The organism is Alcaligenes sp. 13f (genome assembly GCF_020496585.1).
Classification (GTDB): domain Bacteria; phylum Pseudomonadota; class Gammaproteobacteria; order Burkholderiales; family Burkholderiaceae_B; genus Alcaligenes; species Alcaligenes phenolicus.
Map to the genome: position 1 here is coordinate 1 of NZ_JAHKKC010000021.1, position 21496 is coordinate 21496.

Genomic DNA, 21496 nt, shown 5'->3' on the forward strand with positions numbered 1-21496 from the left:
GCGCAGGTGGGCGGGGCCACGCTATTGGCCGCGCCGACTTTCCAGCCTCCTATGGGGCCTAGGGTTTTCATTTGCACGGCCTGGACGCGATAGGCCTGATCAAAAGACACAGGTCGCAGCGCGTCGGGCCAGTCTTCGATGGGACGGTGTTCTTGGCGGGCCTGGAGCAGACGTTGTGCCGTCGCCAGGCAGTCGGTTTGCAGTGTGGTGCTCATCAAGGCTTACCAGCCTAATAAGCAACGGCCCAAGGCCACCGCAACGGTGGCCTGCGTGGGCTCCACGACGGCAATGCCCAAAGCCTGTTCCAGCGCCTCGCGCTGATTGGCCATGCCAGCGCAACCCAGCACCACCACATCAGAACCGTGCTCATCGCGCAGGCGCTGGCCGACTTCTGTCAGACGTTGCAGGGCTTTTTTCTCGTCAGCCAGCTCCGACACGCCCATATTGATAGCCAGGTCGGCGGCCAGGCGATCAGTCACCCCCATTGCACCAAAGTAGCGCAGGTGACGCGGGATAGAGGCCTGCAAAATGGACAGCACCCCAAAACGCTGGCCCAGTGACAAGGCAGTCAGCACGCCGGTTTCGGCAATGCCCAATACAGGCACATCCACTGCTTCGCGCAAGGTGTACAGGCCGGGGTCGCTAAAGCAGGCCACCACATAAGCAGCGGCGTCTTCTTTGACGCTCAGGGCCTGGGCGCGCAAGTGAGGGATCAGGGTGTCAATATCGGTCTGGCTTTGTACACCCGCCGGGCCTTGGGGCAGGCGCAGGCAGGAGATGGCCGGGCCATCGGCCAGACGCAGAGGCTGGACAGCACGGTCCAGGCCATCCGTTACGATCTGGCTGGAATTGGGGTTCAGAACGTAGATATGAGGGCGACGGTTCATGATGTTTTTATGTTTGGGTGGGCGGTAGCCCGTTTTGGTGGCTTAGTTTTTCTGACTGAAAGCGGCCTTGCAGGCCGACATACCAGTCAGAACCATGCATGCGTCCGATTGGGTCGTAAGCGTCTATATCAATGCGCCCTTTAGGCGTCAGGATGGCGTCGTCGCAGTGCAAATGCAGGATTTCGCCAATGACGATATGGCGTAGCGGGCCCAGGTCCAGCGCGGTGTGCAAGCGGCATTCAAACTGCACTGGGCATTGGGCGATACGGGGCGGCTGCACTTGCACGCTGGGGGCCAGATCCAGGCCCGCCTGCAGGTGCTCGGCCTGACCGGTCGGGTAAGCAATGCCGCAGATGTTCATGGCGCGTGCCATCTTGGCGCTGATCAGGTTCACCACAAACTGGCCGGTGGCCAGGATATTGCGGGTGGTGTCTTTCAGACCATCGGCAGAGTGCGCATCGTTTTCCAGGCCCAGTGCCAGTACGGCAGGCTCCGAGCCCATTACATTGAAAAAACTGAACGGGGCCGTGTTCACGCGCCCCTGCTGGTCACAGGTTGTGACCAGGGCGATGGGGCGCGGCAACACAGTGTTGACCAACAAGCGGTAGCGTTCGCGTTCGCCAAGCTGATCACAGGACCAGTCCATGTCAGCTCTCCAGGCTCTGGTCCAACATGACAACGGTCTGATACAGAACCCGCGTACCGTCCAGAAGCTGCTCGGACGTAATGGATTCTTCAGGGCAATGGCTGCGACCATTCAGGCAGGGAATGAAGATCATGCCCATGGGGCCGCTGGGTGCCATGTAAACCGCATCATGGCCGGCGCCGCTAGGCATGACCATGCTCGGGTATCCCAAAGCGCTGGCAGCCTGCTCGATGATGCTCATCACCTCGGGCGTGCAGTCCGTGGGTTTGGCCAGGCTGACTTGCGCGGCGTCCAGACCCAGGCCCATGGCCTCGATTTTCGGGCGCAACTGGGCCAACAGTTCCTCGGTGAAGTTCTGCATCAGCTCCTGGCGGTCGCTGCGTACCTCCACCATCATCTCCACCCTTCCGGGTACAGCATTGGAAGCGTTGGGTGTCAGGTTCAGGTTGCCAATGGTGGCGACCAGATAGTCTGGCCCACCCAGCGCAAGGCGGGCCTTGCGGTCCACTTCACTGATGATCAGGCTGGCACCGACCAGAGCATCACGGCGTATGTCCATGGGTGTGGTGCCTGCATGGTCCGGGCGACCTGTGATGATGATGCGGTGGCGGCAAATGCCCACGATATTGCTCACCACGCCAATAGGCAGATTGCGCGATTCCAGTACTGGGCCTTGTTCGATATGCAACTCGACAAAGGCGGCGGTATCACCGGGCGCACGACGGGCCTGGGCCAGCTCCTGGGGGCGGCCACCGATGCGAGCAATGCCTTGCGCCAGCGTTTCGCCCTGAGGATTGCGTTCGGCCAGCATGGCTTCGGACAAGACCCCGCCCATGGCGCGACTGCCTACGCAGGATACGCCATAGTCGCTGGGCTCCTCAGACAGAAAATCTACTACTTCAAAAGGATGGTCCAGCTGGATGTTCTGCTCGTTCAGGCAACGGGCCACTTCCAGCCCGGCCAGCACGCCGATGATGCCGTCGTAGCGTCCGCCATACATCACGGTGTCGCAGTGGGAGCCGGTGGTAATCGGTGCCAGGCCGGGCTTGCGCCCTTCGCGGCGTCCGATCAGATTGCCTGCGGCGTCCATGCGTACGGTCAGGCCCGCTTCCTCGAACTGTTGCAGCAACCACTGACGCGATTGCAGAAACAGATCGGAGAAGGCGCGGCGTGTCCAGGGCTGGTCAGGCAGCGTGAACGCGGCCAGCTCCTGGGTGCTGCGCCACAGGCGTTCCTGATTCAACAAGGGCATGGCCAGACTCATGACAGTTCGCCTGCTTTGTGCGGACGGATGAACTGACCGTCGCCCGCCGCGTTACGCACGGTTTTGCCGTCCCAGGCCAGTTGGCCGCGCACATAGGTGGCTTCCACACGTACCTGGAATTCACGGTCCTCAAAGGAGCTCCAGGTCACGGCGGACAGGCTGGTGGACGGGTCAAAGCGGTAAGTTTCGGGTTTGACGATCACGATGTCGGCGTCTGCGCCCACATTCAGCGAACCCTTGCGGTGTTCCAGCAGGAAGTGTTGGGCAGGGCCCCAGCACAATTGCTTGACGACCATAGTGGGGGAAATGCCGTGTTCGGCGCAGCCGGTCCAGAAGGCAGGCAGCAGCGTTTCCAGACCAGGACCACCAGAGGAGTTCTGGAACACATTGTCAAACTGCTTGCGCTCCAGGCCCCAGCTGACGTGGTCGGAGGACACGAAGGTACATTCGTCGTTGGCAATGTGGGTCCAGAGCAGATCCATTTCCGCCTTGGGGCGAATGGGAGGGTAGTGCTTGGTCTTGGCACCGAAGCGGCGGGTGTGTTCTTCGTGGTTCAGCATCAGGTACTGCACGCAGGTTTCAATTGAGGCCTTGTGGCCTGCCTGACGGTACATATTGCAGATTTCAAATCCGCGCGACAGAGATACGTGCACGGCGTGGGCGCGGGCACCGGTCTGGGCACCGATTTCATAAATGGCACTGGTGGCCAGGTTTTCGATCAGAGGGGTGTGAGCGCGCAAGAAGGCGTCCCAACCCGTATCACCGGCTTCGACCATGCGCTTGATGTTCTTGCGCGTCAGTTCCTGGTCCTGATTGTGGACACCGCAAGCCAGACCGGAGGGGGCGATCAGGCGGAAGGCTTCCATCAGAATGTCTTCTTCCACGCGCGGGAAACGGTTGGGGCTGGCTTCAAAGGTAGAGAATTTGAAACCGCAAACGCCGCCTTCAATCAGGCCAGCGGCTGCTTCCAGACCATGCTGGTCGTTCAGGGTGCCGTAGCAGGCCACGTCCACGTGGCAATCGCTTTCAATGCGGGCAATCTTGTCTTCCAGCTGCGGGCGGGAGGCAACGGGCTCGGGATCGTCGTATGGCATTTCCACCATGGTGGTCACGCCACCGGCGGCCGCCGCACGCGAGGCCCAACCCAGACCTTCCTGATTGGCCTGGCTACCAGAGTGCACCTGACCGTCCAGCACGCCGGGCATGACCCACATGCCACGCGCATCCACATGTTCACGGGCCGAAGGAGCCGCGCCGACACCGCGGGCTGCTACTCGGCCTTCACGCACGGCCACCCAGCCGTCTGTGATGATGCGGTCGCGTTCAACAATATTTCCTCGTACTACCAGATCAAAGTCGCTCATTATCTTCCTCCTTGGATGGCTCGGGCCCGCGCATCTCGCTTGCCCGCAATCGTGTTCGTTTCCATGATTGAAGCAAATCCAGTCATGAATGTCGTATGCCTATTTATCTGTAAAACATAACGTCATGTTAAGTCTTGCTTGGAGTGCGCCCAGCGCTGCACGTGATAGCGGTCGTGGCCCAGGCACAGGCAGAACGAACCTACGGCTTTGGCCAGTTTTTCCGTGATGTGGCGCTTGTCGTAGGTATTGCGTGTGATGCGTTCCTGAGCCTGCTCCACTTGTTGGCGCAGGCGAGGCATATTCACTTGTGTTAACTGTCGGTCGCGCACGGCAAACTGGCCGTCGACCATCACATGGCGCAGCGCCAGCCCGTCTTCCAGATGCACCAGCTGATTGACTGTGTTGTTATGCGGAATCCAGTTGATATGGGCCAGATCCAGAAACACGATGTCGGCCTTGCGACCCGGTTCCAGACGTCCCAACTGCTCGCCCATGCCCAGGCAGCGGGCGCTGCCTTCGGTGGCGGCGTACAGCGCTTGTTCGGTTGTGACCCAGCGTTCTGTATCCGGGCCGCGCACCTTGGACGAGAAGGAGGCCAGACGCATGGCCTCGTACATATTCTGGTTATCGCCACTATTGGAGCCGTCCGTGCCCAGGCCCACGGTAATGCCGCGTTCCAGCATGGAGTTCACATCGGCAATCCCATTACCTAAACGCATATTGCTGCCGGGGTTGTGGGCCACCATGGCACCGCGTTCGGCCAGAATGGCCAGGTCGCGCTCGTCCAGCCAGATGGCGTGTGCCAGGGTGAAACGGGGCGAGATCAGGCCCAGCTTGTCCAGATGCTGAACAATGGTGGTGCCATAGCGTTTCATGCCGGTCAGGGCTTGCACATAGGACTCGCCAACGTGGCTGTGCAGGCCGATATTGCGCTCCGCGCTGATTTCACCGCAGGTTTGCAGGAACTCGTCCGAGCACAGCATGGGAATGGTCGGGGCCAAGGCCACGCGAATGCGGTCGGGGTTGCGCTGCTGATCCAGAAAGTCCGTCAGGCCCGAGAGCGTAGCCCGGAACGACTGGGGGGCCAGTTGGGCCACGAACTTTTGCAGCTCTTCCGGCAGGGCTTCGATCAGGCCGGGGACAGACTGGTAAAAGGACAGGTCCGCCATCATGGGCGCTACCGTGGCCCGCATGCCAGCATCCACATAGGCCTGGGCGACGGCATTCATGCCTTCCGCCGTGGGTACCGGGACTTCGGAGTACAGGTCGTAGCTGGCGGTACAGCCTTTCAGCAGCATTTCTGCCGCGTTCAGCTGAGTGCTCAGGTATTTGTCTTCCAGATGGCGGTCGCCGTTGATCCAGGGGCCGGCCGTCAATAACAATTCCAGTGACCAGCGATCCCCCATGGCTTTGGCGTAGGTGCCGTGGCCGTGGGTGTGGGCGTTGATCAGGCCGGGGTGCAGCAGTTGGTCATCCGCTTGCACCACCGTGGCTTCAGACGGCGCGGGCAGGCCGGGCGGGCCCATGGCTTCGATCTCGCCATTCTTGATCAGAATGTCCAGAGGTTCGGCCTTGGCTTGGGCGTGGGCCAGCACCAGGCCCCCACGGATGACGGTATAACTTGATGTCATGATCAGCTCCGATTGTCCTTGATTGCCCAAGGGAACAGGATGCGTTCGGCGGCAGAAATCACTTGGAAGAACACAATGCCCAGCACGGACAAGATCGCCATGGCGCCAAAGGCAACCGGTGTCTTGAAGAAGGCCGTAGAGGTGGTGATCAGGTAGCCCAGACCTTGGTCGGCCGCCACAAACTCACCGACCACTGCGCCAACGACGGACAAGGTGATAGCCACTTTCAGGCCCGAGAAAATAAAGGGCACGGCAAAGGGCAGGCGGATACGGAAGAACTCTTGCAAACGGGTGGCACGGCAGGCGCGGACCAGCTCGATCAACTCGGGTGGAGCAGCCAGCAGGCCAGCGGTCATGGAGATGACTAGCGGGAAAAACGCGACCAGAAAGGTGACGACGACGCGTGGCAGCTCGGTAGGTCCAAAGATAATGACAAGAATCGGAGCCAGGGCCACCTTGGGAATGGACTGAGTCAGAATCAGCAAGGGGTAGATGGCCTGCTCGAAAAAGCGCGAGTAGGTAATCAGCACGGCCAGCGGAAAGCTGATCACGATGGACAGCAAAAAGCCCAGCATGATGGTGCGCGTGGACACCAGCGTGTGCATCAGCATGGCCTCTTTCATTTGCATGGAATCGGCCCAGATGCGCGAGGGGGCGGGCACCAGGTATTCAGGGATATCAAACAGGCGACTGGCCAGTTCCCACAGAATGACCACGGCAATCAGGGTGATGGCCGGGATGGTAATTTCATTGAAATCGCGCAGGCGCAATCGTCGCTTGCGCACGGGCGCGGCGGCCAGGGTTTGAGTTTGCTCGCTCATCAAGCCACCTCGTGTTGGAAAATAAGTTCACGGACGGCGGCGGCACAGCGCGTAAATTCCGGCGTGCCCACCAGGGAAAAGTCGCGTTCGCGGGGCAGGTTTACATCCAGAATTTCGGTAATCTGGCCGGGGCGCGGCGACATCACCACAATGCGGTGACCCAGCATGACGGCTTCGGAAATCGAGTGCGTCACAAACACAATGGTTTTGGGGTCTTCGTACCAAAGCCGCAGCAGTTCCAGCGTCATGGTTTCGCGGGTCAGCGCGTCCAGGGCGCCGAACGGCTCATCCATCAGCACCACTTTGGGGTTGTGAACCAGTGCGCGGCAAATGGCCACGCGTTGTTGCATGCCGCCCGACAATTGCTTGGGGTGGTGGTGCAGGAAATTGCCCAGACCGGCGGTGGTCAGCAGACGCGTGGCGCGGCTGCGGGCCTGATCGTCCAGACGACCCATGATGCTGGAGGGCAAGAGGGTGTTGTCCAGAATATTGGCCCAGGGCACCAGGGTCGGGGCCTGGAACACAATGCCGGTGTCCTGGCGAGGGTGGGCAACGATTTCATCATCAATGCTGACAGTGCCGCTTGTGGGCATCAGCAAGCCTGCAATCAGGCGCAGCAGGGTGGATTTCCCACAGCCCGACGCGCCGACGATGGCAATGATTTCGTTGTCCTGAATGTCCAGATTGATTTGTTTCAGTGCCTGAGTCTCGCGCTCGGTATTACGACCGTAGATCAGGTTCACGTCTTGAATGCGTATCACAATGCGCTCCTAGGCGCGCGCTGACCCGCCTGGGCCAAGCCAGTGCGCGCGCAAAAATCAACTCAACTTAGGGCTTGGCTGTGCCGTTGGCCTTGACGATGAACTGGGTGTCGTAGGCTTGGTGATAGTCCCAGGCAGGGTCCAGGCTCTGCGCTTCTGCAACCGCCTCGTAGGTGGTTTTCATGCGGCCTTCTTCCAGGCTGCCCACCCCATGCTCGGCGCTGAAATCGGTGTAGATGTAGCCCAGCACCGCATTCAGATTGCCCATGCAGTCATCCAGATCGATTTCCGGATTGGCCTTGACGTGGGCCTGGCAAGCCGTGTCCGGGTCCTTGCGGGCGGCGTCCCAGGCTTCGATGGTGGCGTTCAGAAAGTTCTGCACCATCTGTGGGCGTTCGGCCAGCGTCTTGTCAGTAGTGAAAACGGACAGGGCGTAGATGTTGAAACCCTGATCGCTAAAGGGCAGCACCACGATTTCCTTGCCAAAACGCTTGGCCTGCTTGTTCTGGTAGTAGTAGTTGGTGGCCAGGAAAGGAGCGGCGTCCACTTTGCCGTTGATCAGCAAGGGAGCCATGGAGGAACCGTCTACCGTCACCCACTGAATCTTGTCGGGATCGGTATTGGCTTTGCGTGCCACCATGGGGAAGTAAAGCTTGTGGCTGTTACCGGGCGAGACGGCAATTTTCTTGCCTTCCAGGCCGGAGAAATCGGTAATACCCGAGTCTTTGCGCACAAATAGGGAATGGGCCGAGTGCGAGAAGGTGGAAGCAATGGCCTTGATGGGAGTCTGGCTGTTCTGACGCGAGGTCAGAATGGCGGAAATATCGGCCAAGCCAATATCGGCCGCGCCGCCAGCCACTTTCAGAACTGTGTCACCCGAACCGGTGCCACGGGTAATCTTCAGGTTGATGCCGTGTTTCTCGTAAATCCCGTTGGCAATGCCCGAGTAATACGGGGCATAGTCGCCGGTGGGGATGAAGTCCAGCATGAGATGAACGTTGTCAGCGGCGTGGGCGGTGGGCGCAGCGGCGGCCAGTCCCAAGCCCAGCACCGCCAGGGTGCGAGCAAGCAGGGTTTGCATGATTTTGTCTCCGTGTCGTAGTTATGAAGCCGCTCTGTAAGCCCGTTGCGATCAAGGCGCGCCGGGATGGCAGCTTGAAAAAATTGAAACATAGGCAAATCAAAATGTCTTATGCTTATTTGTGCTCGAAACATAAGGCTACGTTAAGGGATGCTGCTCAATCTTCGTCAAATCGAGGTTTTTCGCGCGATCATGCTGACCGGTTCCATCAGCAAGGCGGCGCAATTGTTGAACGTGTCGCAACCGGCCATCAGCCGCCTGCTGTCCTATACCGAATCGCGTATTGGTCTGGTGCTGTTCGAGCGCATCAAGGGGCGTCTGTACCCCACGCCCGAGGCGCGTCGGCTCTATCAGGAGGTGGAGCAGGTTCATAACAGTGTGCAGCGGGTAAACGAGGTGGCCACCGACCTGATCGAAAAGCGCCACGGCAGCTTGCACATTGCCGTCAGCCCCAGTCTGGGCCAGACCTTGATCCCCATGGCGGTGACGCGTTTTCGCCAGGCATTCCCGGACGTGAAGGTGTATGTGCGCACGCTGATTTCCAGTGATCTGGTACAGGCTTTGGTCACCCAGCAGGCCGAGGTCGGTGTGGCTATCGTGCCGCTGACACATCCCAGCTTGCATGCCCAATCCATTTATGAAAACCATCTGGTGGCGGTGTTGCCAGCCAGCCATCCGCTGGCCGACAAGCAGGAGCTGGACGCCAGCGATCTGGAAGGACTGGACCTGATTGGTTATGGCAATGACACACCTTATGGCCAGATGGTGCAGCAGTTATTTGGTAACCGTCCGGGTGTGCCGCAACTGGCGGTAGAAGTGCGTTTGACGCACATTGCCTGTGCCATGGTGCAGGCTGGAGCCGGGATTGCAATTGTGGACGAGCTGGCCGTGGCAGGCCGGGTCTGGCCGGATGTGGTGGTACGCCCCATTAATCCGCGCACCACCATGCCTTTGCACATGCTGCATTCCAATGTGGTACCGGTGTCGCAATTGGCGCACGACTTCATGGAAGTGGTGATTTCCACAGCCTCCCGAGGCATGCGGGCAGGCTGGGCCTGAGTGATTCATCCATAAATAAACCATCCCCCCACGCTGCGCTTTTGCTTGGCGGCCTCTCCAGGGGGGGACTTACCCTTATCAAGGACGACTGTCGGGAAATGTGCGTGTTCGCGTATTGCGCCGCGTATAAGGGGTACGGGTATTTGCTTAACCCTGTGTTATGAAGGGTTAATAAAAAAGCATATGACATCAAGGTTTTGCCAATCCTAGAATTAAAGCACTACAAACAGAAAATGGATGGCAAGGAGACCTTATGCAAGGCGTATACACAATCGCCCCGTTGGCTGCGGCTGTATCCCGCAAAAACACCCTGTCCCGCTGGGGACGTGTCAGCAGCAAAGCTGGCTTGATGCTGGCCACATTGGCTGCCGGCGTGGCCTTGAGCCTGCCCGCTCATGCGGTCAACCCCAATCAGGGCAAGATGTTCAAGGTGGCTGCAGACGTGGGCCTGGTTCCGTTTTTCATGCGCGGCACCGATGGCAAGCTGGATGGCTTTTCCAATGATCTGACCCAGGAAGTGGCCCGACGCATGGGTTACGAGGGGGCGGAGGTCATCGACACCCCGTTTTCCGCTATTTTTGCGGGCTTGTTTTCCAGTCGCTACGACATGGTGGCGGCTCCCACCAACACCACACGTGAACGTGCGGAGCAAATGCTGTTTGCCGAGCCGTATATGGCGGGTGGCCTGAGCTTTCTGGCTAAAAAGGGCGCGACCGTCAATGCGCTGGAAGACCTGAAAGGCAAGACCATTGCCGTCAATAACGGCAGCTTCTCGGACCGTTGGTTGCAGGACAATCAGGAAAAATACGGCTACAAGATCCAGCGCTTCAACAAGAACACGGATGCTGTGCAGGCCGTAGCTATTGGTCGCGCCTTTGCCAATATGTCCGAGACTCCTTTGGCACGCTATATCGCCACCCAGACCCCCGCACTGGCCCCGGTCTACGACATGACCACCGAGGCTAACTACGCCTTTGCCTTCCGCAAGGACGACACGGCCCTGCGTAATCGCGTGGATGAAGTCCTGGAATGCATGAAGCAGGACGGCTCCCTGTCCAAGCTGCATGTGAAGTGGTTTGGTACGGAACCCAATGCTGGTACGGCCATGACGGTGATTTTCCCCGGCTATGGCGTGCCCGACTTCCCTGGCTACGAGCCCACCGAGCACACCCCCGACTGCTCCCGTCCTTAAAAGCGCCTTCGCGCTGTTTCTCTAGCTATATGGCCCTGCAGGGGCCGGTCCCCGCCTGCCCGACTGGCAGGCGGTCAAGGAGCGACCATGAGTGAAATTGTCCGCATCCAGGGCTTGCGCAAATCGTTTGGGCAGGCCGAAATTCTTAAAGGCATAGACCTGAGCGTCAACACCGGCGAAGTTGTCGTGATGATTGGCGGCTCGGGCTCGGGCAAAAGTACCTGTCTGCGCTGCATCAACCGTCTGGAAACCCCGACCAGCGGCACGATTGTGGTGGCTGGCAGTGATGTGACCTGTCCGCGCACCGACCTGAACCAGGTGCGCCAGAACATAGGCATGGTGTTTCAGGGCATACACCTGTACCCGCATATGACGGCGCTAGGCAATGTGATGCTGGCGCTGCGCAAGGTGAAAAAAGTGCCCAAGGCGCAGGCCGAAGAGCAGGCCCGCCATCATCTGGAACAGGTGGGTCTGGCCCAGCGTATCGAACACTATCCCAGCCAGTTGTCCGGCGGCCAGCAGCAGCGGGTGGGCATTGCCCGCGCGCTGGCGCTGGAGCCCAAAGTCATGCTGTTTGACGAGCCTACCTCGGGTCTGGACCCGGAGCTGGTCGGTGAAGTGCTGAACGTGATGAAACGCACCCGCGATGCGGGCATGACCATGGTGATTGTTACGCACGAAATGCAGTTTGCCCGCGAAGTAGGGGACCGCATTGTGTTCATGGACCAGGGCGTGATTCTGGACCAGGGCAGTCCCGATGAAATTCTGTGTAAGCCGCGTCACAAGCGTATTCAGGATTTTCTGAGCCGCATGAACTGAGGCCGGCCATGGATCAGATAATTTATTACTTCTTTAACTGGACGCTGATCAGCCCCTATTTGCCCGAGATCATGCAGGGCTTTTGGGTCACGCTGCAAATGGCCGTGATGACCGTGGTTCTGGGCACTGTCCTGGGCCTGGGTCTGGCCGTGTTGCGTTGCTACGGCTGGCGTCCCGTCAATATCTTGATGACCTTGTATGTGGACGTGTTCCGTGCGATTCCGCAGCTGGTCATTATTGTGCTGGTGTTCTTCGCTTTGCCGTCTCTGGGGATTGTGATTGAACCCGTTCCCGCCACCGTTCTGGCCTTGAGCCTGGTGCTGTCTGCCTTTGCTGAAGAAATCTTCTGGTCTGGCATTGCTGCGGTGCCCACGGGTCAGTGGGAAGCGGGCCGCTCCACCGGCATGGGTTTCAGTCAGACGCTGTTTGCCATCATCCTGCCGCAAGCCGTGCGCCTGGCGATTCCACCACTGACCAATCGCGCTATCGGGATTACCAAAGGCACCACCTTGGGTTCGGTGATTGCCGTGCCTGAGCTGCTTAATGTGTCCAGCAATATCCAGTCCAACATTGCCAACCCCACCGCCTTTACGGCCGGGGCCATTTTGTTCTGCCTGATTTTCTTCCCCTTCGTTCATCTGACGAGGGTGCTGGAACGGCGCTATGCGATCAAGTCGTAGGAGTGACGCGCTATGGAACTGATCGATACTTTTCTGAACCCGAAGATTATTGCCGCCAGCTGGCCGCTGCTGATGCAGGGTCTGTGGCTGACGGTCAAGCTCTCCCTCATCATCGTGCCGCTGGCGGCCTTGCTGGGCCTGATCATTGCCTGCCTGCATTACCAGCAGTATCGCTGGCTGAACCGCGTGATCCTGCTGTACGTGGATTTCTTCCGTGCTTTCCCACCCTTGGTGCTGCTGATCTTCATTTACTACGGCTTGCCTTTTTTGGGTCTGCCTCTGAATGAGTTTTCCGCCACGGTGCTGGCCTTGGTGCTGAACAGCAGCGGTTATTTTGCAGAGATTTTCCGTGCCGGGCTGGAGTCGGTATCACCGGGCCAGAACGAGGCGGCGCGCTCCACGGGTTTGAACGCCCGCCAGGCCATGGCCTATGTGGTCGTGCCTCAGGGGGTACGCAATGTGATTCCTGACCTGGCCAGCAACACGCTGGAAGCCATCAAGCAGACCTCAATTGCGTCCGCTGTGGCCTTGCCCGAGCTTCTGCGTTCGGCCCAGATCGTGCAGGGCGAGACCTATAGCCAGACACCGCTGGTGGCCGCTGCGCTGATTTACTTCATTCTTCTCTGGCCCTTGGTACGCATGATTTCGCGTATGCAAAAGCCATTTGTTATTCCACGTTGAGCCTAAGCGTAACTATGAAAAATAAAGGTGTCTTTTCCATTTGCCCCACTCCCTTCAAACCGGGTGGTGAGCTGGATTTGCAAAGCCTGGTCAGTCTGGTGAATTTCCAGCTGGAAGCCGGTATTCACGGCTTGGCGGTTTTGGGGGTGATGGGTGAACTGCACAAGCTCAGTACCTTTGAGCGTCGGCGTGTCATTGAAACCGTCGTGGCGGCAGTGCGCGGTGCGGTGCCGGTCTGGGTGGGGTGCGGGCCATGGGAACGGCAGCGGCGGTGGAGCAAGCTCGCAGCGCTGAAGATCTGGGGGCCGATGCGATTTTTGTCGCTCCCTTGGCGGGGGCGGATGACGATATGCAGGTGTCCTTTTACCGCCAGATTGTGCAGGCTATTCGTTTGCCGGTGGTCATTCACGACTTCCCGGAACTGTTCGCCGCCCGCATCAGTCCGGCCTTGGCTGTGCGTTTGAAGGCAGAGGCGGGTGTGTCCATTCTGAATTCCGAAGACCCTCCCGTTGGACAGAAGATTACCGCTGTGCGGGGTCTGTCGGGTGATGCCTTGCCGATCTTGAGTGGCCTGGGTGGCATGCACTTTCTGGAGGAGTTGCAACGGGGCGCGGATGGTGTGGTTACCGGCTTCTCCTTCCCGGAGATTCTGCTCAAGGTCTATGCCTTGCATCGTCAGGGCGAGCAGGAGGAAGCCGCCCGTGTGTTCGACCGTTATTGTTCGCTGATCCGTTACGAGTTTCAGCCTTTGGTGGCGCTGGCCTTGCGCAAGTATTCCTATATGCGCCGTGGCATCATCGCCTGCGATGCGACGCGTGATCCGGCGACGGCTCTGGACCATATCAGCCGGGACGAGTTTGAGGCTGTGGTGCGCCGTGTGGGTCTGGACTTGTCCGCCAAGGGTGTGCAAACCGTTTAAACCTTGCTGTTCTTGAGTAACTGCTGCATTTGTTGGATTTGCCGGGTAAATAACGTCTGGGGGGCCCCGGCGTTATTTACCCGGTTTTTTTGCTTGCGCTTCTTCTTCTTCTTCTTCTTCTTCTTCTTCTTCTTCTTCTTTGGCCCTTGTAGAGCGGAGCTGTGTCCGAAGCAGGAGGCTGGCGAGATAAGGAAATAAGAAGCGTAAACGAGGCTGCATGTTTAGATCGTGTCTCGTGAAAACGCCGGTCTGGGCCGGGGGCCGTCCTCCGGGCTTGGCTCCTTGCCGGTGCTGCGCACCGGTGCCCTGGTCAGGCTTGCTATTCGGGCGCGCCCTGAACTCGCGAAAGTGCCTTGTCCCCCGGACAAGGCACAAGCATTTCGCTCAAACAGCAGGGCGCTTGTACCCCGAATAGCAAGCCTGCCTGCGGCAAGAAGCCTGAATCGCCCAGAGGACGGCCCCCGGCCCAGACCGGCTCACAATGACTATCAATATGAGACTTTCGTCCTTTTTGGGCCTGGCGGTATGTAGCCCTCTGGGCTGCTGTAGCGGCGTGAGGAACTTGAGGGAGCGAGGTTTGCGTGTTGGTCGTCGCTCTCAATAGTTAGCGGTGGGTGTGGGGGGACGCAAAAATAGGAGCCAAGCACTAACTATTGAGAGCCAGGCACTTCATGGGAGCATGAACCTTGCTCAGGATATCCAGCTCAACAAAATGTTGTGCGTAATCGGGAGCTTGTCATGCGTCTTTGACGCCAGAGCCAATGCGCTTGTCACGGTGATTGTTGTTGTCTCAGTCTCTTGTTCTTTTAGGTTTTCTTGCTCACTCAGGCGCTTTTATAGGCGCATAAGGAGTTGGTACAAGGACGAGAGGTGCTGCGGCCAGGCGGCTTTGGGTTGAAAAGCCTTTGATCAGGAGTTGGCCTCTAGCCTGCATGGGTGTTGCCAGAGTTTTTGAAGTGGCTGGAGCCGCGCAGTATGATCAGACATTCTGCCCTTGGATCGGGATTGCCATGTTTGCCTATGTCGGGCTGCGTACTGCCTGCTTTGATACGCCTTTAGGGGCAATGCGTCTGCTGGTGGACGCTCAAGGAGCCTTGCTGCGTCTGGACTTCGAGGAAGAGACCGTACATGGTCTGACACCCGAGCAACTGGCCGGGCTGATCCCGGAGCCTGCTTTGGCCGAGCCCGTGCAGACTCAACTGGACGCGTATTTTGCCGGCAAGCTGCAGCAGTTTGATCTGCCTTTCAGCCTGCAAGGGACAGAGTTTCAGCAACAGGTCTGGCAGGCCTTGCTGACTATTCCCTATGGTCAGACCTGGACCTATGGCCAGATGGCCGAACATCTGGGCCGTCCCAAGGCGGTCCGGGCTGTGGGCCAGGCCTGCGGCCTCAATCCCATCAGCATTATCGTGCCGTGTCACCGCGTGCAAGGCGCCAATGGCATGTTGACCGGCTTTAGCTCCGGCTTGCATCGCAAAGCCAGCCTGCTGGACTTTGAACGCCGCGTGCATTTGACTGGCACGGGCGACATCCAGGCCAGCATGCCCGCCCAGCTGGATTTGTTCTAAAGCAGGACAGGGCTCACTCCGTACCCAAATCAACAAGCCTCCGTGCACAGAATCACAAGTCCGGGCTTGTCCTCGTCCCTATACTGGATTCGTTAAGAATCAACTATTCCGTGTGGAGACAGACTATGGGGCAGGACGTACAAGCCGAGCGCAAGGCGATTCGCGAACACATGATTATTGACGGCAAACCCGTCACTGAATCTCAAGGGCCCACGATTCCCGTCTACGATCCCGCAACGGGACAAGTGATTGCGCACCAGCCCGAGGCCGGTGCTCAAGGCGTGGATCTGGCCGTGCGTGCTGCGCGCCAGGCTCTGGAGCAGGGCGAATGGGCTCAGATGTTGCCCGCTCAGCGCGAGCGCCTCTTGTTGCGTTTGGCTGATTTGATTGAATCTCACGCGGACGAGCTGGCTCGTCTGGAAACTCTGAACAACGGCAAGCTGCTGTTCTTCTCCTACGGCCTGGAAGTGGCGGCCAGCGCACAATGGCTGCGCTACATGGCTGGCTGGGCCACCAAGATGAATGGCGAATTGCTCTCGCCTTCCATCGGCTTTCCTCCCGGCGTGAAATACCACGCTTACACCCGCCAGGAACCGGTTGGTGTGGTGGGCGCCATCGTGCCCTGGAACTTCCCGCTGCTGATGGCGGTGTGGAAGATTGCGCCTGCCATGGCCGCCGGTTGTACCGTGGTTCTGAAGCCTGCTGAAGAAACTCCACTGACCGCCATTCGTCTGGCCGAACTGGCTCTGGAAGCCGGTTTCCCCGCCGGTGTGATCAACGTGATCACGGGTCGTGGCGAAAGCACCGGTGCGGCTTTGACGGCTCACCCTGGCGTGAACAAGATCTCCTTTACCGGCTCCACGGAAGTGGGCAAGTTGATCGGTCATCAGGCCGTCAATGACATGAAGCGCATGTCTCTGGAGCTGGGCGGCAAATCCCCCGTAGTCATCATGGACGATTGCGATGTGGACATGGCCATTCAAGGTGCGGCCAACGCCATCTTCTTTAACCAGGGCCAGGTATGTACTGCCGGCTCGCGTCTGTTCGTGCAAAAAGGCATTTACGAGCGCGTGGTGCAGGGCGTAGCCGATCTGGCTTCTTCCATGACTCTGGGCTCGGGCTTTGAGCAGTCCACCCAGATTGCTCCGCTGATTTCCGCCCGTCATCAGCAGCGCGTGCAGAACTATATCGATGTGGGTCGCCAGCAAGGCGGTCGCATGTTGGCAGGTGAGGGTGCTCGCCCCGAGCAGGGCTACTTTGTACGCCCCACCGTGTTTGCCGATGTGGCTCCTGATGCTCGCATCATGCGTGAAGAAATCTTTGGTCCCGTGGTGGTCGCGACCCCGTTTGACACCGAGGCGCAGGCATTGCAGTTGGCCAACGATACAGACTTTGGCCTGGGTGCCAGCGTCTGGAGTCAGGATCTGGCCCGCGTCCAGCGTTTGACCGCTGGTATCAAGGCCGGAACTGTGTGGGTCAACACCCACAACATGCTGGACCCCAGCATGCCCTTTGGTGGCTACAAGCAGTCCGGCCTGGGTCGGGAGCACGGGCGCGCTGCGGTAGAGGCTTACCTGGAGACCAAATCGGTCTGCATGGCTTACCCGGCAGCCTAGCTAGGGATAAAGGCGCGAACACAATAACGATACCGTTCGCGCCTCTTTGAGGAGACAACAATAATGTATGCAATTTTGCAGCGGACCGCTCTGGCCTTGGCCTTGAGCGGCGTCAGTGCCGGTGCCGCCCTTGCGGGCGACCCCAGTGCGCGGGACTGGATTCCTGCTCCGGTAGGGACCAATATCCTGGCCGTCTACATGATGGGGCTGAAGTCGCACGGTTTTTATGATCAGGGTTCACGAATTGGCGACAGCCCCAAGTTGAATGTGCAAGGCATGATTTATCGTCAGATGCACTTTCGCGAACTGGCCGGCAAGACGGTGCAGTACGAGCTGATCGTGCCCGGTTTTCGCAACACGCTGGATGTTCCAGGGCAAGACCGGGATCGCATGACCGGGATTGGTGATGTGACTGCCGGTGCGGCCGTGTGGCTGCACAACGATCCGGAGAACCGTTTCTGGTTCGCGTGGGAGCCTTTCATTACGGCTCCTACAGGTCGTTACCACGGCTCGCAGGCCGATGTGTCTTCCGGCAAGAACCGCTGGAGCACGATCCAGGACTTTGCGATTGTGAAAGGCTTTGGGGAGTCTTCCTTTATTGAAGGTGTGGCGGAATTCGAGTTCTTTGGCAACAACAAGAACTACTACGGCCAGACCCTGAAAAAAGACACGGCAATCCGCCTGATGGCCCTGGTTTCAACCAACCTGACTGAAAAGACGTATGTGGGTATGCGCTACCGCTACGAGACAGGTGGCCGTGAGCGGGTCAATGGCCAGACCACGGCGACGCGTGCACGTAACCACCAGTTGGCCGCCGAGATCACCCACCAGTTGACCGACGCTCACCAGGTGCAATTGCAGTACATCCATGATTTGAAAGTCGAGAATGGCCCGCGCATGCGCGGCCTGCAATTCCGTTATGCCTATGCGTTCTGACAGCGTGGACGCCCATGAGGAGAGACATCCAATGAAGTCTAAATTTAAATTAACGACCGCCGCCGCCATGTTGGGGCTGATGGTACTGGCCGGTGGCGCGCAGGCCCAGGACAAGCCGCGCGAAGTCCTGACAGGTGGTCACAGTGTGTCTGCCCCGCAGGAAAACCGTATCTATGTCATGGACTCGGTGTTCATGCACCTGACCGAAAGCCGTGTGCATGTTTATGACTACACCAACGGCAAGTTCCTGGGCATGGTACCCACCGCCTTCAACGGCCATGTGCAGGTGTCCAACGACGGCAAGAAAATCTACACCATGACCACCTATCACGAGCGCATTACGCGTGGAAAGCGCTCGGATGTGGTGGAAGTGTGGGATGCCGACAAGCTGACCTTCGAGAAGGAAATTTCCCTGCCACCCAAGCGTGTGCAAGGTCTGAACTATGACGGTCTGTTCCGTCAGACGACGGACGGCAAGTTCATCGTGCTGCAAAACGCCTCGCCAGCGACCTCGATCGGGATCGTGGACGTGGCCAAGGGTGATTATGTGGAAGACGTCACAGCTGCCGCCGGTTGCTGGAGCGTAATCCCCCAGCCCAACCGCCCACGCAGCTTCATGACTATTTGTGGCGATGGTGGCCTGTTGACTATCAATCTGGGCGAAGACGGTAAGGTCGCCAGCCAGTCGCGCAGCAAGCAGATGTTCTCCGTGAAGGACGATCCGATCTTTATCGCTCCCGCTCTGGACAAGGACAAGGCTCACTTCGTGTCCTACTACGGCAATGTCTACAGTGCGGATTTCAGCGGTGACGAGGTCAAGGTAGATGGCCCCTGGTCCCTGCTGAACGACGAGGACAAGGCCAAGAACTGGGTGCCCGGTGGCTACAACCTGGTGGGTCTGCATCGCGCCAGCGGTCGCATGTATGTGTTCATGCATCCCGATGGCAAAGAGGGCACTCACAAGTTCCCCGCGGCCGAGATCTGGGTCATGGACACCAAGACCAAGCAGCGTGTCGCCCGCATTCCAGGGCGTGATGCCTTGTCCATGACCATTGATCAGCAACGCAATCTGATGCTGACCCTGGATGGTGGCAATGTGAACGTCTACGACATCAGCCAGCCTGAACCCAAGTTGTTGCGCACGATTGAAGGTGCCGCAGAAGCCTCCTTGCAAGTTCAGTTCCACCCAGTTGGGGGTGTCTGATATGGACCCGGTCCTGACCTATGCCAGCCTGGCTTGCTTGGCCGTGCTGATGGGACTGGGGGCGCTGGATAAACTGCGTCACTTCAGCCTGTTCGAGGCAGCCGTTGGCGGTTATCGATTGTTGCCGGAAGTGTTGTTACGACCGTTCAGTGTGCTGTTTGTCGCTGCCGAGGCCTTGAGTGCGCCTTTGCTGCTGTGGCCAGCCAGCCGTTCGCTGGGGGCGGTTCTGGCCCTGTGCGTCCTGCTGGTCGCCACCAGTGGCATTGTGATGAACCTGCTGCGTGGCCGCCGCGATGTGGATTGCGGCTGCTCCGGGCTGGGGGAATCCTCCGGTGGTCTGTCCTGGTGGCTGGTGGCTCGCAATGCCTTGCTGGCTGCGCTGGCCGTGGCCAGCGGTGACTGGGCCATCAGCAGCGCCCGTGAACTGGTCTGGGTGGACGGTTTGACCTTCTTTGGTGCCACCTTGGCCTTGCTGGGCCTGTACTATGCGGCCAATCAGCTGATCGAATCCCATCTGAAATTCCAGAAAATGCAGAATTCTTAGGAGACCTAAATGACCGCTTTAATGATTTCCAACGTCATTTTATGGGTAATCGTACTGGCCCTGGTGCTGGTTGTACTTGCCCTGTCGCGCCAGATTGGCGTGTTGTACGAACGGGTAGCCCCCATGGGCGCCCTGACTATGGATAAAGGCCCGCAGGTGGGTGATGCCGCTCCCGTCATGGAATTGCAGGACCTGCGCGGTCGTGCCGTTACCGTGGGCGTGGCTGGCCCGCGTAGCCAGTTGATTTTCTTCATGTCGCCTACCTGCCCGGTGTGCAAGAAGCTCTTGCCCATTCTGAAGTCCATTCAGGGCTCGGAAGGTCAGTGGGTAGATATTGTGCTGGCCAGTGATGGCGAGATGCCCGAGCATCTGGCTTTCTACCAGAAAGCACAACTGGACGCCTTCCCTTACGTCTTGTCCACACAGCTGGGCATGGGCTTTCAGATCAGCAAACTGCCTTACGCCGTCCTGATCGACGAGAACGGTGTGGTGCGCGGCAAGGGTCTGGTCAATTCGCGTGAACAGCTGGAAAGCCTGTTTACCGCCAAAGACCTGGGCGTGGCCTCGGCGCAAGAATACTTGGCCGGTGACTCGGGCATGAAGCAAGTGCAGGTATCACGAAAGGAGAACGTCAATGCGTTGGCTGGATAAATTTGGGGAGAGCCTCTCCCGTTCGGTGGCCCACAAGACTTCGCGTCGCAGCGTGCTGCGCTCGGTGGGCAAATTAATGGTCGGTTCGGCCTTTGTGTTGCCCGTATTGCCGGTGGCTCGTGCTGCCGGTGGTGGTGGCAGCAGCAGTGGTGCCGATCACATCAGTCTGAATCCCGATCTGGCGAATGAAGACGAAGTGAACTCCTGCGACTACTGGCGTCATTGTGCGGTGGACGGGTTCCTGTGCTCTTGCTGCGGTGGCACGACCACCACCTGCCCTCCGGGCTCGACGCCTTCGCCCATCTCGTGGATTGGCACTTGCCACAACCCGCATGATGGCAAGGACTACCTGATCAGCTACCACGACTGCTGCGGCAAGACCGCTTGCGGCCGCTGCCAGTGCAACACGCAGACCCGCGAGCGTCCTGGTTACGAGTTCTTCCTGCACAATGACGTGAACTGGTGCATGGCGAACGAGAACAGCACCTTCCATTGCACGACATCGGTACTGGTTGGCTTGGCTAAAAACTAAAAAAGGCCCGTCGGGCTGCCAGTCATGCGGGAAGAACGGTCCTTGGGACGCCAGTTCTTTCCTGCATAGGCAGCCCTAGGGTTTGAACAAGGTGCCGGGCGGCCAGGATGGCGTTCGGTCACTTAAGGAGGCATCACTGTGTGGACATCTTTGCGCCTGGCCTGTTTGGGCGCCGTACTCCTGGCGTTTACGCCTTGGGCCCATGCCCAAGAAGAGATGGCCGGAACGGGCGATTACCTGCAAAGTTCGCAGGCTTTCAAAGACTATATGCTGCAATGCGCAGGTTGCCATCGCTACGATGGCCAGGGCCTGACGCATCGGGGCATCCCCAATTTCAACCAGTCCATTGGCTTGTTTACACGCCTGCCAGCTGGACGGGACTATATGATCCGAGTGCCCGGTGCCTCGCAGTCGCAACTGGATAATGCCGATCTGGCTCGTGTGCTGAACTGGATTGTGGCCAAGTTCAGCCCGGAAGAAATGACACCCGATTACCGACCCTTTACCTCGGCCGAGGTAGGGGCATCGCGCCGGCATCGTTTTGATGATGTACTCAAGGCGCGTACGGAGCTAACCGTCAAGATGAACAGTATGGGTCTGGAGCCTGCGCCCTACCTGTACGGCTCCATGGATCGCTGAT

22 protein-coding genes and 2 pseudogenes are annotated in these 21496 nt (G+C 58.8%); 14 read left to right on the top strand and 10 right to left on the bottom strand.

Features of this window, described 5'->3' with window-relative positions; all coding sequences use genetic code 11:
* The 9 genes and pseudogenes from KOE80_RS15940 to KOE80_RS15980 form a co-directional block, all read right to left on the bottom strand.
* Positions 1–215 (bottom strand): annotated as a pseudogene (locus KOE80_RS15940) (2-oxopent-4-enoate hydratase); the annotation flags it as partial.
* 6 nt (positions 216–221) lie between these two features.
* Complete coding sequence (locus KOE80_RS15945) at positions 222–887, bottom strand: aspartate/glutamate racemase family protein (protein ID WP_115635294.1); 666 nt, start codon at positions 885–887, stop codon at positions 222–224.
* Positions 888–894: 7 nt separating this feature from the next.
* On the bottom strand, positions 895–1533 hold the full coding sequence (locus tag KOE80_RS15950) for a flavin reductase family protein (RefSeq protein ID WP_226349496.1): 639 nt from the start codon (positions 1531–1533) through the stop codon (positions 895–897).
* 1 nt (position 1534) lies between these two features.
* Complete coding sequence (locus KOE80_RS15955) at positions 1535–2797, bottom strand: Zn-dependent hydrolase (RefSeq protein WP_226349497.1); 1263 nt, start codon at positions 2795–2797, stop codon at positions 1535–1537.
* The gene (locus KOE80_RS15960; protein ID WP_009462747.1) at positions 2794–4161 is read right to left on the bottom strand and encodes a dihydroorotase; all 1368 of its coding nucleotides are present in this window, start codon (positions 4159–4161) and stop codon (positions 2794–2796) included. Before KOE80_RS15960 ends, KOE80_RS15955 begins: the two co-directional genes overlap by 4 nt.
* Before the next feature lie 122 nt (positions 4162–4283).
* Positions 4284–5792, bottom strand: coding sequence for an amidohydrolase family protein (locus KOE80_RS15965; protein ID WP_226349498.1), 1509 nt, complete (start codon positions 5790–5792; stop codon positions 4284–4286).
* 2 nt (positions 5793–5794) lie between these two features.
* A complete protein-coding gene (locus tag KOE80_RS15970; protein WP_052363029.1) occupies positions 5795–6613 on the bottom strand; it encodes an ABC transporter permease in 819 nt (272 codons plus the stop codon).
* Positions 6613–7374: an ABC transporter ATP-binding protein gene (locus KOE80_RS15975; RefSeq protein ID WP_045930687.1), complete on the bottom strand. Its 762-nt coding sequence runs from the start codon at positions 7372–7374 to the stop codon at positions 6613–6615. Before KOE80_RS15975 ends, KOE80_RS15970 begins: the two co-directional genes overlap by 1 nt.
* 67 nt (positions 7375–7441) lie before the next feature.
* Positions 7442–8455 carry an ABC transporter substrate-binding protein gene (locus tag KOE80_RS15980; RefSeq protein WP_226349499.1) on the bottom strand — a complete coding sequence of 338 codons (1014 nt, stop codon included), beginning with the start codon at positions 8453–8455 and terminating at the stop codon, positions 7442–7444.
* A 150-nt stretch (positions 8456–8605) separates the two neighbouring features.
* Here KOE80_RS15980 and KOE80_RS15985 point away from each other — a divergent pair, with 150 nt between their 5' ends.
* The 6 genes and pseudogenes from KOE80_RS15985 (at position 8606) to KOE80_RS16010 (ending at position 13805) form a co-directional block, all read left to right on the top strand.
* Positions 8606–9514, top strand: a complete 909-nt coding sequence (locus KOE80_RS15985) for a LysR substrate-binding domain-containing protein (RefSeq protein ID WP_009462734.1) — start codon at positions 8606–8608, stop codon at positions 9512–9514.
* A 253-nt stretch (positions 9515–9767) separates the two neighbouring features.
* A complete protein-coding gene (locus KOE80_RS15990; protein ID WP_026484057.1) occupies positions 9768–10706 on the top strand; it encodes a substrate-binding periplasmic protein in 939 nt (312 codons plus the stop codon).
* Positions 10707–10793: 87 nt separating this feature from the next.
* Positions 10794–11525, top strand: a complete 732-nt coding sequence (locus KOE80_RS15995) for an amino acid ABC transporter ATP-binding protein (protein ID WP_009462730.1) — start codon at positions 10794–10796, stop codon at positions 11523–11525.
* Between the two features lie 8 nt (positions 11526–11533).
* Complete coding sequence (locus KOE80_RS16000; RefSeq protein ID WP_060186146.1) at positions 11534–12205, top strand: amino acid ABC transporter permease; 672 nt, start codon at positions 11534–11536, stop codon at positions 12203–12205.
* A gap of 12 nt (positions 12206–12217) precedes the next feature.
* On the top strand, positions 12218–12886 hold the full coding sequence (locus tag KOE80_RS16005) for an amino acid ABC transporter permease (RefSeq protein WP_226349500.1): 669 nt from the start codon (positions 12218–12220) through the stop codon (positions 12884–12886).
* A 14-nt stretch (positions 12887–12900) separates the two neighbouring features.
* Positions 12901–13805: pseudogene (locus tag KOE80_RS16010) on the top strand (dihydrodipicolinate synthase family protein).
* 72 nt (positions 13806–13877) lie between these two features.
* On the opposite strand, the gene KOE80_RS16015 reads toward KOE80_RS16010, so the two are convergent.
* Positions 13878–14024 (bottom strand): hypothetical protein, encoded by a 147-nt coding sequence (locus tag KOE80_RS16015; protein ID WP_226349501.1) that lies wholly within the window; start codon positions 14022–14024, stop codon positions 13878–13880.
* 791 nt (positions 14025–14815) lie between these two features.
* On the opposite strand from KOE80_RS16015, the gene KOE80_RS16020 reads away from it, so the two are divergent.
* The 8 genes from KOE80_RS16020 (at position 14816) to KOE80_RS16055 (ending at position 21495) form a co-directional block, all read left to right on the top strand.
* Entirely contained in the window at positions 14816–15373 is a 558-nt protein-coding gene (locus KOE80_RS16020; protein WP_009462720.1) for a methylated-DNA--[protein]-cysteine S-methyltransferase, read from the top strand.
* Between the two features lie 125 nt (positions 15374–15498).
* Complete coding sequence (locus KOE80_RS16025) at positions 15499–16989, top strand: aldehyde dehydrogenase family protein (protein ID WP_021447061.1); 1491 nt, start codon at positions 15499–15501, stop codon at positions 16987–16989.
* A gap of 63 nt (positions 16990–17052) precedes the next feature.
* Positions 17053–17925 carry a transporter gene (locus tag KOE80_RS16030; protein ID WP_051316325.1) on the top strand — a complete coding sequence of 291 codons (873 nt, stop codon included), beginning with the start codon at positions 17053–17055 and terminating at the stop codon, positions 17923–17925.
* A 31-nt stretch (positions 17926–17956) separates the two neighbouring features.
* A complete protein-coding gene (locus KOE80_RS16035) occupies positions 17957–19129 on the top strand; it encodes an aralkylamine dehydrogenase heavy chain (protein ID WP_009462712.1) in 1173 nt (390 codons plus the stop codon).
* Between the two features lies 1 nt (position 19130).
* Positions 19131–19673, top strand: coding sequence for a MauE/DoxX family redox-associated membrane protein (locus KOE80_RS16040; protein ID WP_009462709.1), 543 nt, complete (start codon positions 19131–19133; stop codon positions 19671–19673).
* A gap of 9 nt (positions 19674–19682) precedes the next feature.
* Positions 19683–20324, top strand: coding sequence for a methylamine dehydrogenase accessory protein MauD (mauD, locus tag KOE80_RS16045; protein WP_009462707.1), 642 nt, complete (start codon positions 19683–19685; stop codon positions 20322–20324).
* Entirely contained in the window at positions 20308–20856 is a 549-nt protein-coding gene (locus KOE80_RS16050) for an aralkylamine dehydrogenase light chain (RefSeq protein WP_021447059.1), read from the top strand. Before mauD ends, KOE80_RS16050 begins: the two co-directional genes overlap by 17 nt.
* A gap of 138 nt (positions 20857–20994) precedes the next feature.
* Positions 20995–21495, top strand: a complete 501-nt coding sequence (locus tag KOE80_RS16055; protein ID WP_021447058.1) for a hypothetical protein — start codon at positions 20995–20997, stop codon at positions 21493–21495.
* Position 21496: the final 1 nt, after the last annotated feature.

Bases quoted from the DNA above. Each gene is read 5' to 3' on its own strand.
- KOE80_RS15955 (WP_226349497.1), bottom strand. From the start codon at position 2,797: ATGAGTCTGGCCATGCCCTTGTTGAATCAGGAACGCCTGTGGCGCAGC.
- KOE80_RS15965 (WP_226349498.1), bottom strand. From the start codon at position 5,792: ATGACATCAAGTTATACCGTCATCCGTGGGGGCCTGGTGCTGGCCCAC.
- KOE80_RS15995 (WP_009462730.1), top strand. From the start codon at position 10,794: ATGAGTGAAATTGTCCGCATCCAGGGCTTGCGCAAATCGTTTGGGCAG.
- KOE80_RS16000 (WP_060186146.1), top strand. From the start codon at position 11,534: ATGGATCAGATAATTTATTACTTCTTTAACTGGACGCTGATCAGCCCC.
- KOE80_RS15985 (WP_009462734.1), top strand. From the start codon at position 8,606: ATGCTGCTCAATCTTCGTCAAATCGAGGTTTTTCGCGCGATCATGCTG.
- KOE80_RS16035 (WP_009462712.1), top strand. From the start codon at position 17,957: ATGAAGTCTAAATTTAAATTAACGACCGCCGCCGCCATGTTGGGGCTG.
- mauD (WP_009462707.1), top strand. From the start codon at position 19,683: ATGACCGCTTTAATGATTTCCAACGTCATTTTATGGGTAATCGTACTG.
- KOE80_RS15970 (WP_052363029.1), bottom strand. From the start codon at position 6,613: ATGAGCGAGCAAACTCAAACCCTGGCCGCCGCGCCCGTGCGCAAGCGA.
- KOE80_RS16005 (WP_226349500.1), top strand. From the start codon at position 12,218: ATGGAACTGATCGATACTTTTCTGAACCCGAAGATTATTGCCGCCAGC.
- KOE80_RS15945 (WP_115635294.1), bottom strand. From the start codon at position 887: ATGAACCGTCGCCCTCATATCTACGTTCTGAACCCCAATTCCAGCCAG.
- KOE80_RS16025 (WP_021447061.1), top strand. From the start codon at position 15,499: ATGGGGCAGGACGTACAAGCCGAGCGCAAGGCGATTCGCGAACACATG.
- KOE80_RS16015 (WP_226349501.1), bottom strand. From the start codon at position 14,024: ATGCAGCCTCGTTTACGCTTCTTATTTCCTTATCTCGCCAGCCTCCTG.
- KOE80_RS16020 (WP_009462720.1), top strand. From the start codon at position 14,816: ATGTTTGCCTATGTCGGGCTGCGTACTGCCTGCTTTGATACGCCTTTA.
- KOE80_RS16040 (WP_009462709.1), top strand. From the start codon at position 19,131: ATGGACCCGGTCCTGACCTATGCCAGCCTGGCTTGCTTGGCCGTGCTG.
- KOE80_RS16030 (WP_051316325.1), top strand. From the start codon at position 17,053: ATGTATGCAATTTTGCAGCGGACCGCTCTGGCCTTGGCCTTGAGCGGC.
- KOE80_RS15950 (WP_226349496.1), bottom strand. From the start codon at position 1,533: ATGGACTGGTCCTGTGATCAGCTTGGCGAACGCGAACGCTACCGCTTG.
- KOE80_RS15980 (WP_226349499.1), bottom strand. From the start codon at position 8,455: ATGCAAACCCTGCTTGCTCGCACCCTGGCGGTGCTGGGCTTGGGACTG.
- KOE80_RS15990 (WP_026484057.1), top strand. From the start codon at position 9,768: ATGCAAGGCGTATACACAATCGCCCCGTTGGCTGCGGCTGTATCCCGC.
- KOE80_RS15960 (WP_009462747.1), bottom strand. From the start codon at position 4,161: ATGAGCGACTTTGATCTGGTAGTACGAGGAAATATTGTTGAACGCGAC.
- KOE80_RS16050 (WP_021447059.1), top strand. From the start codon at position 20,308: ATGCGTTGGCTGGATAAATTTGGGGAGAGCCTCTCCCGTTCGGTGGCC.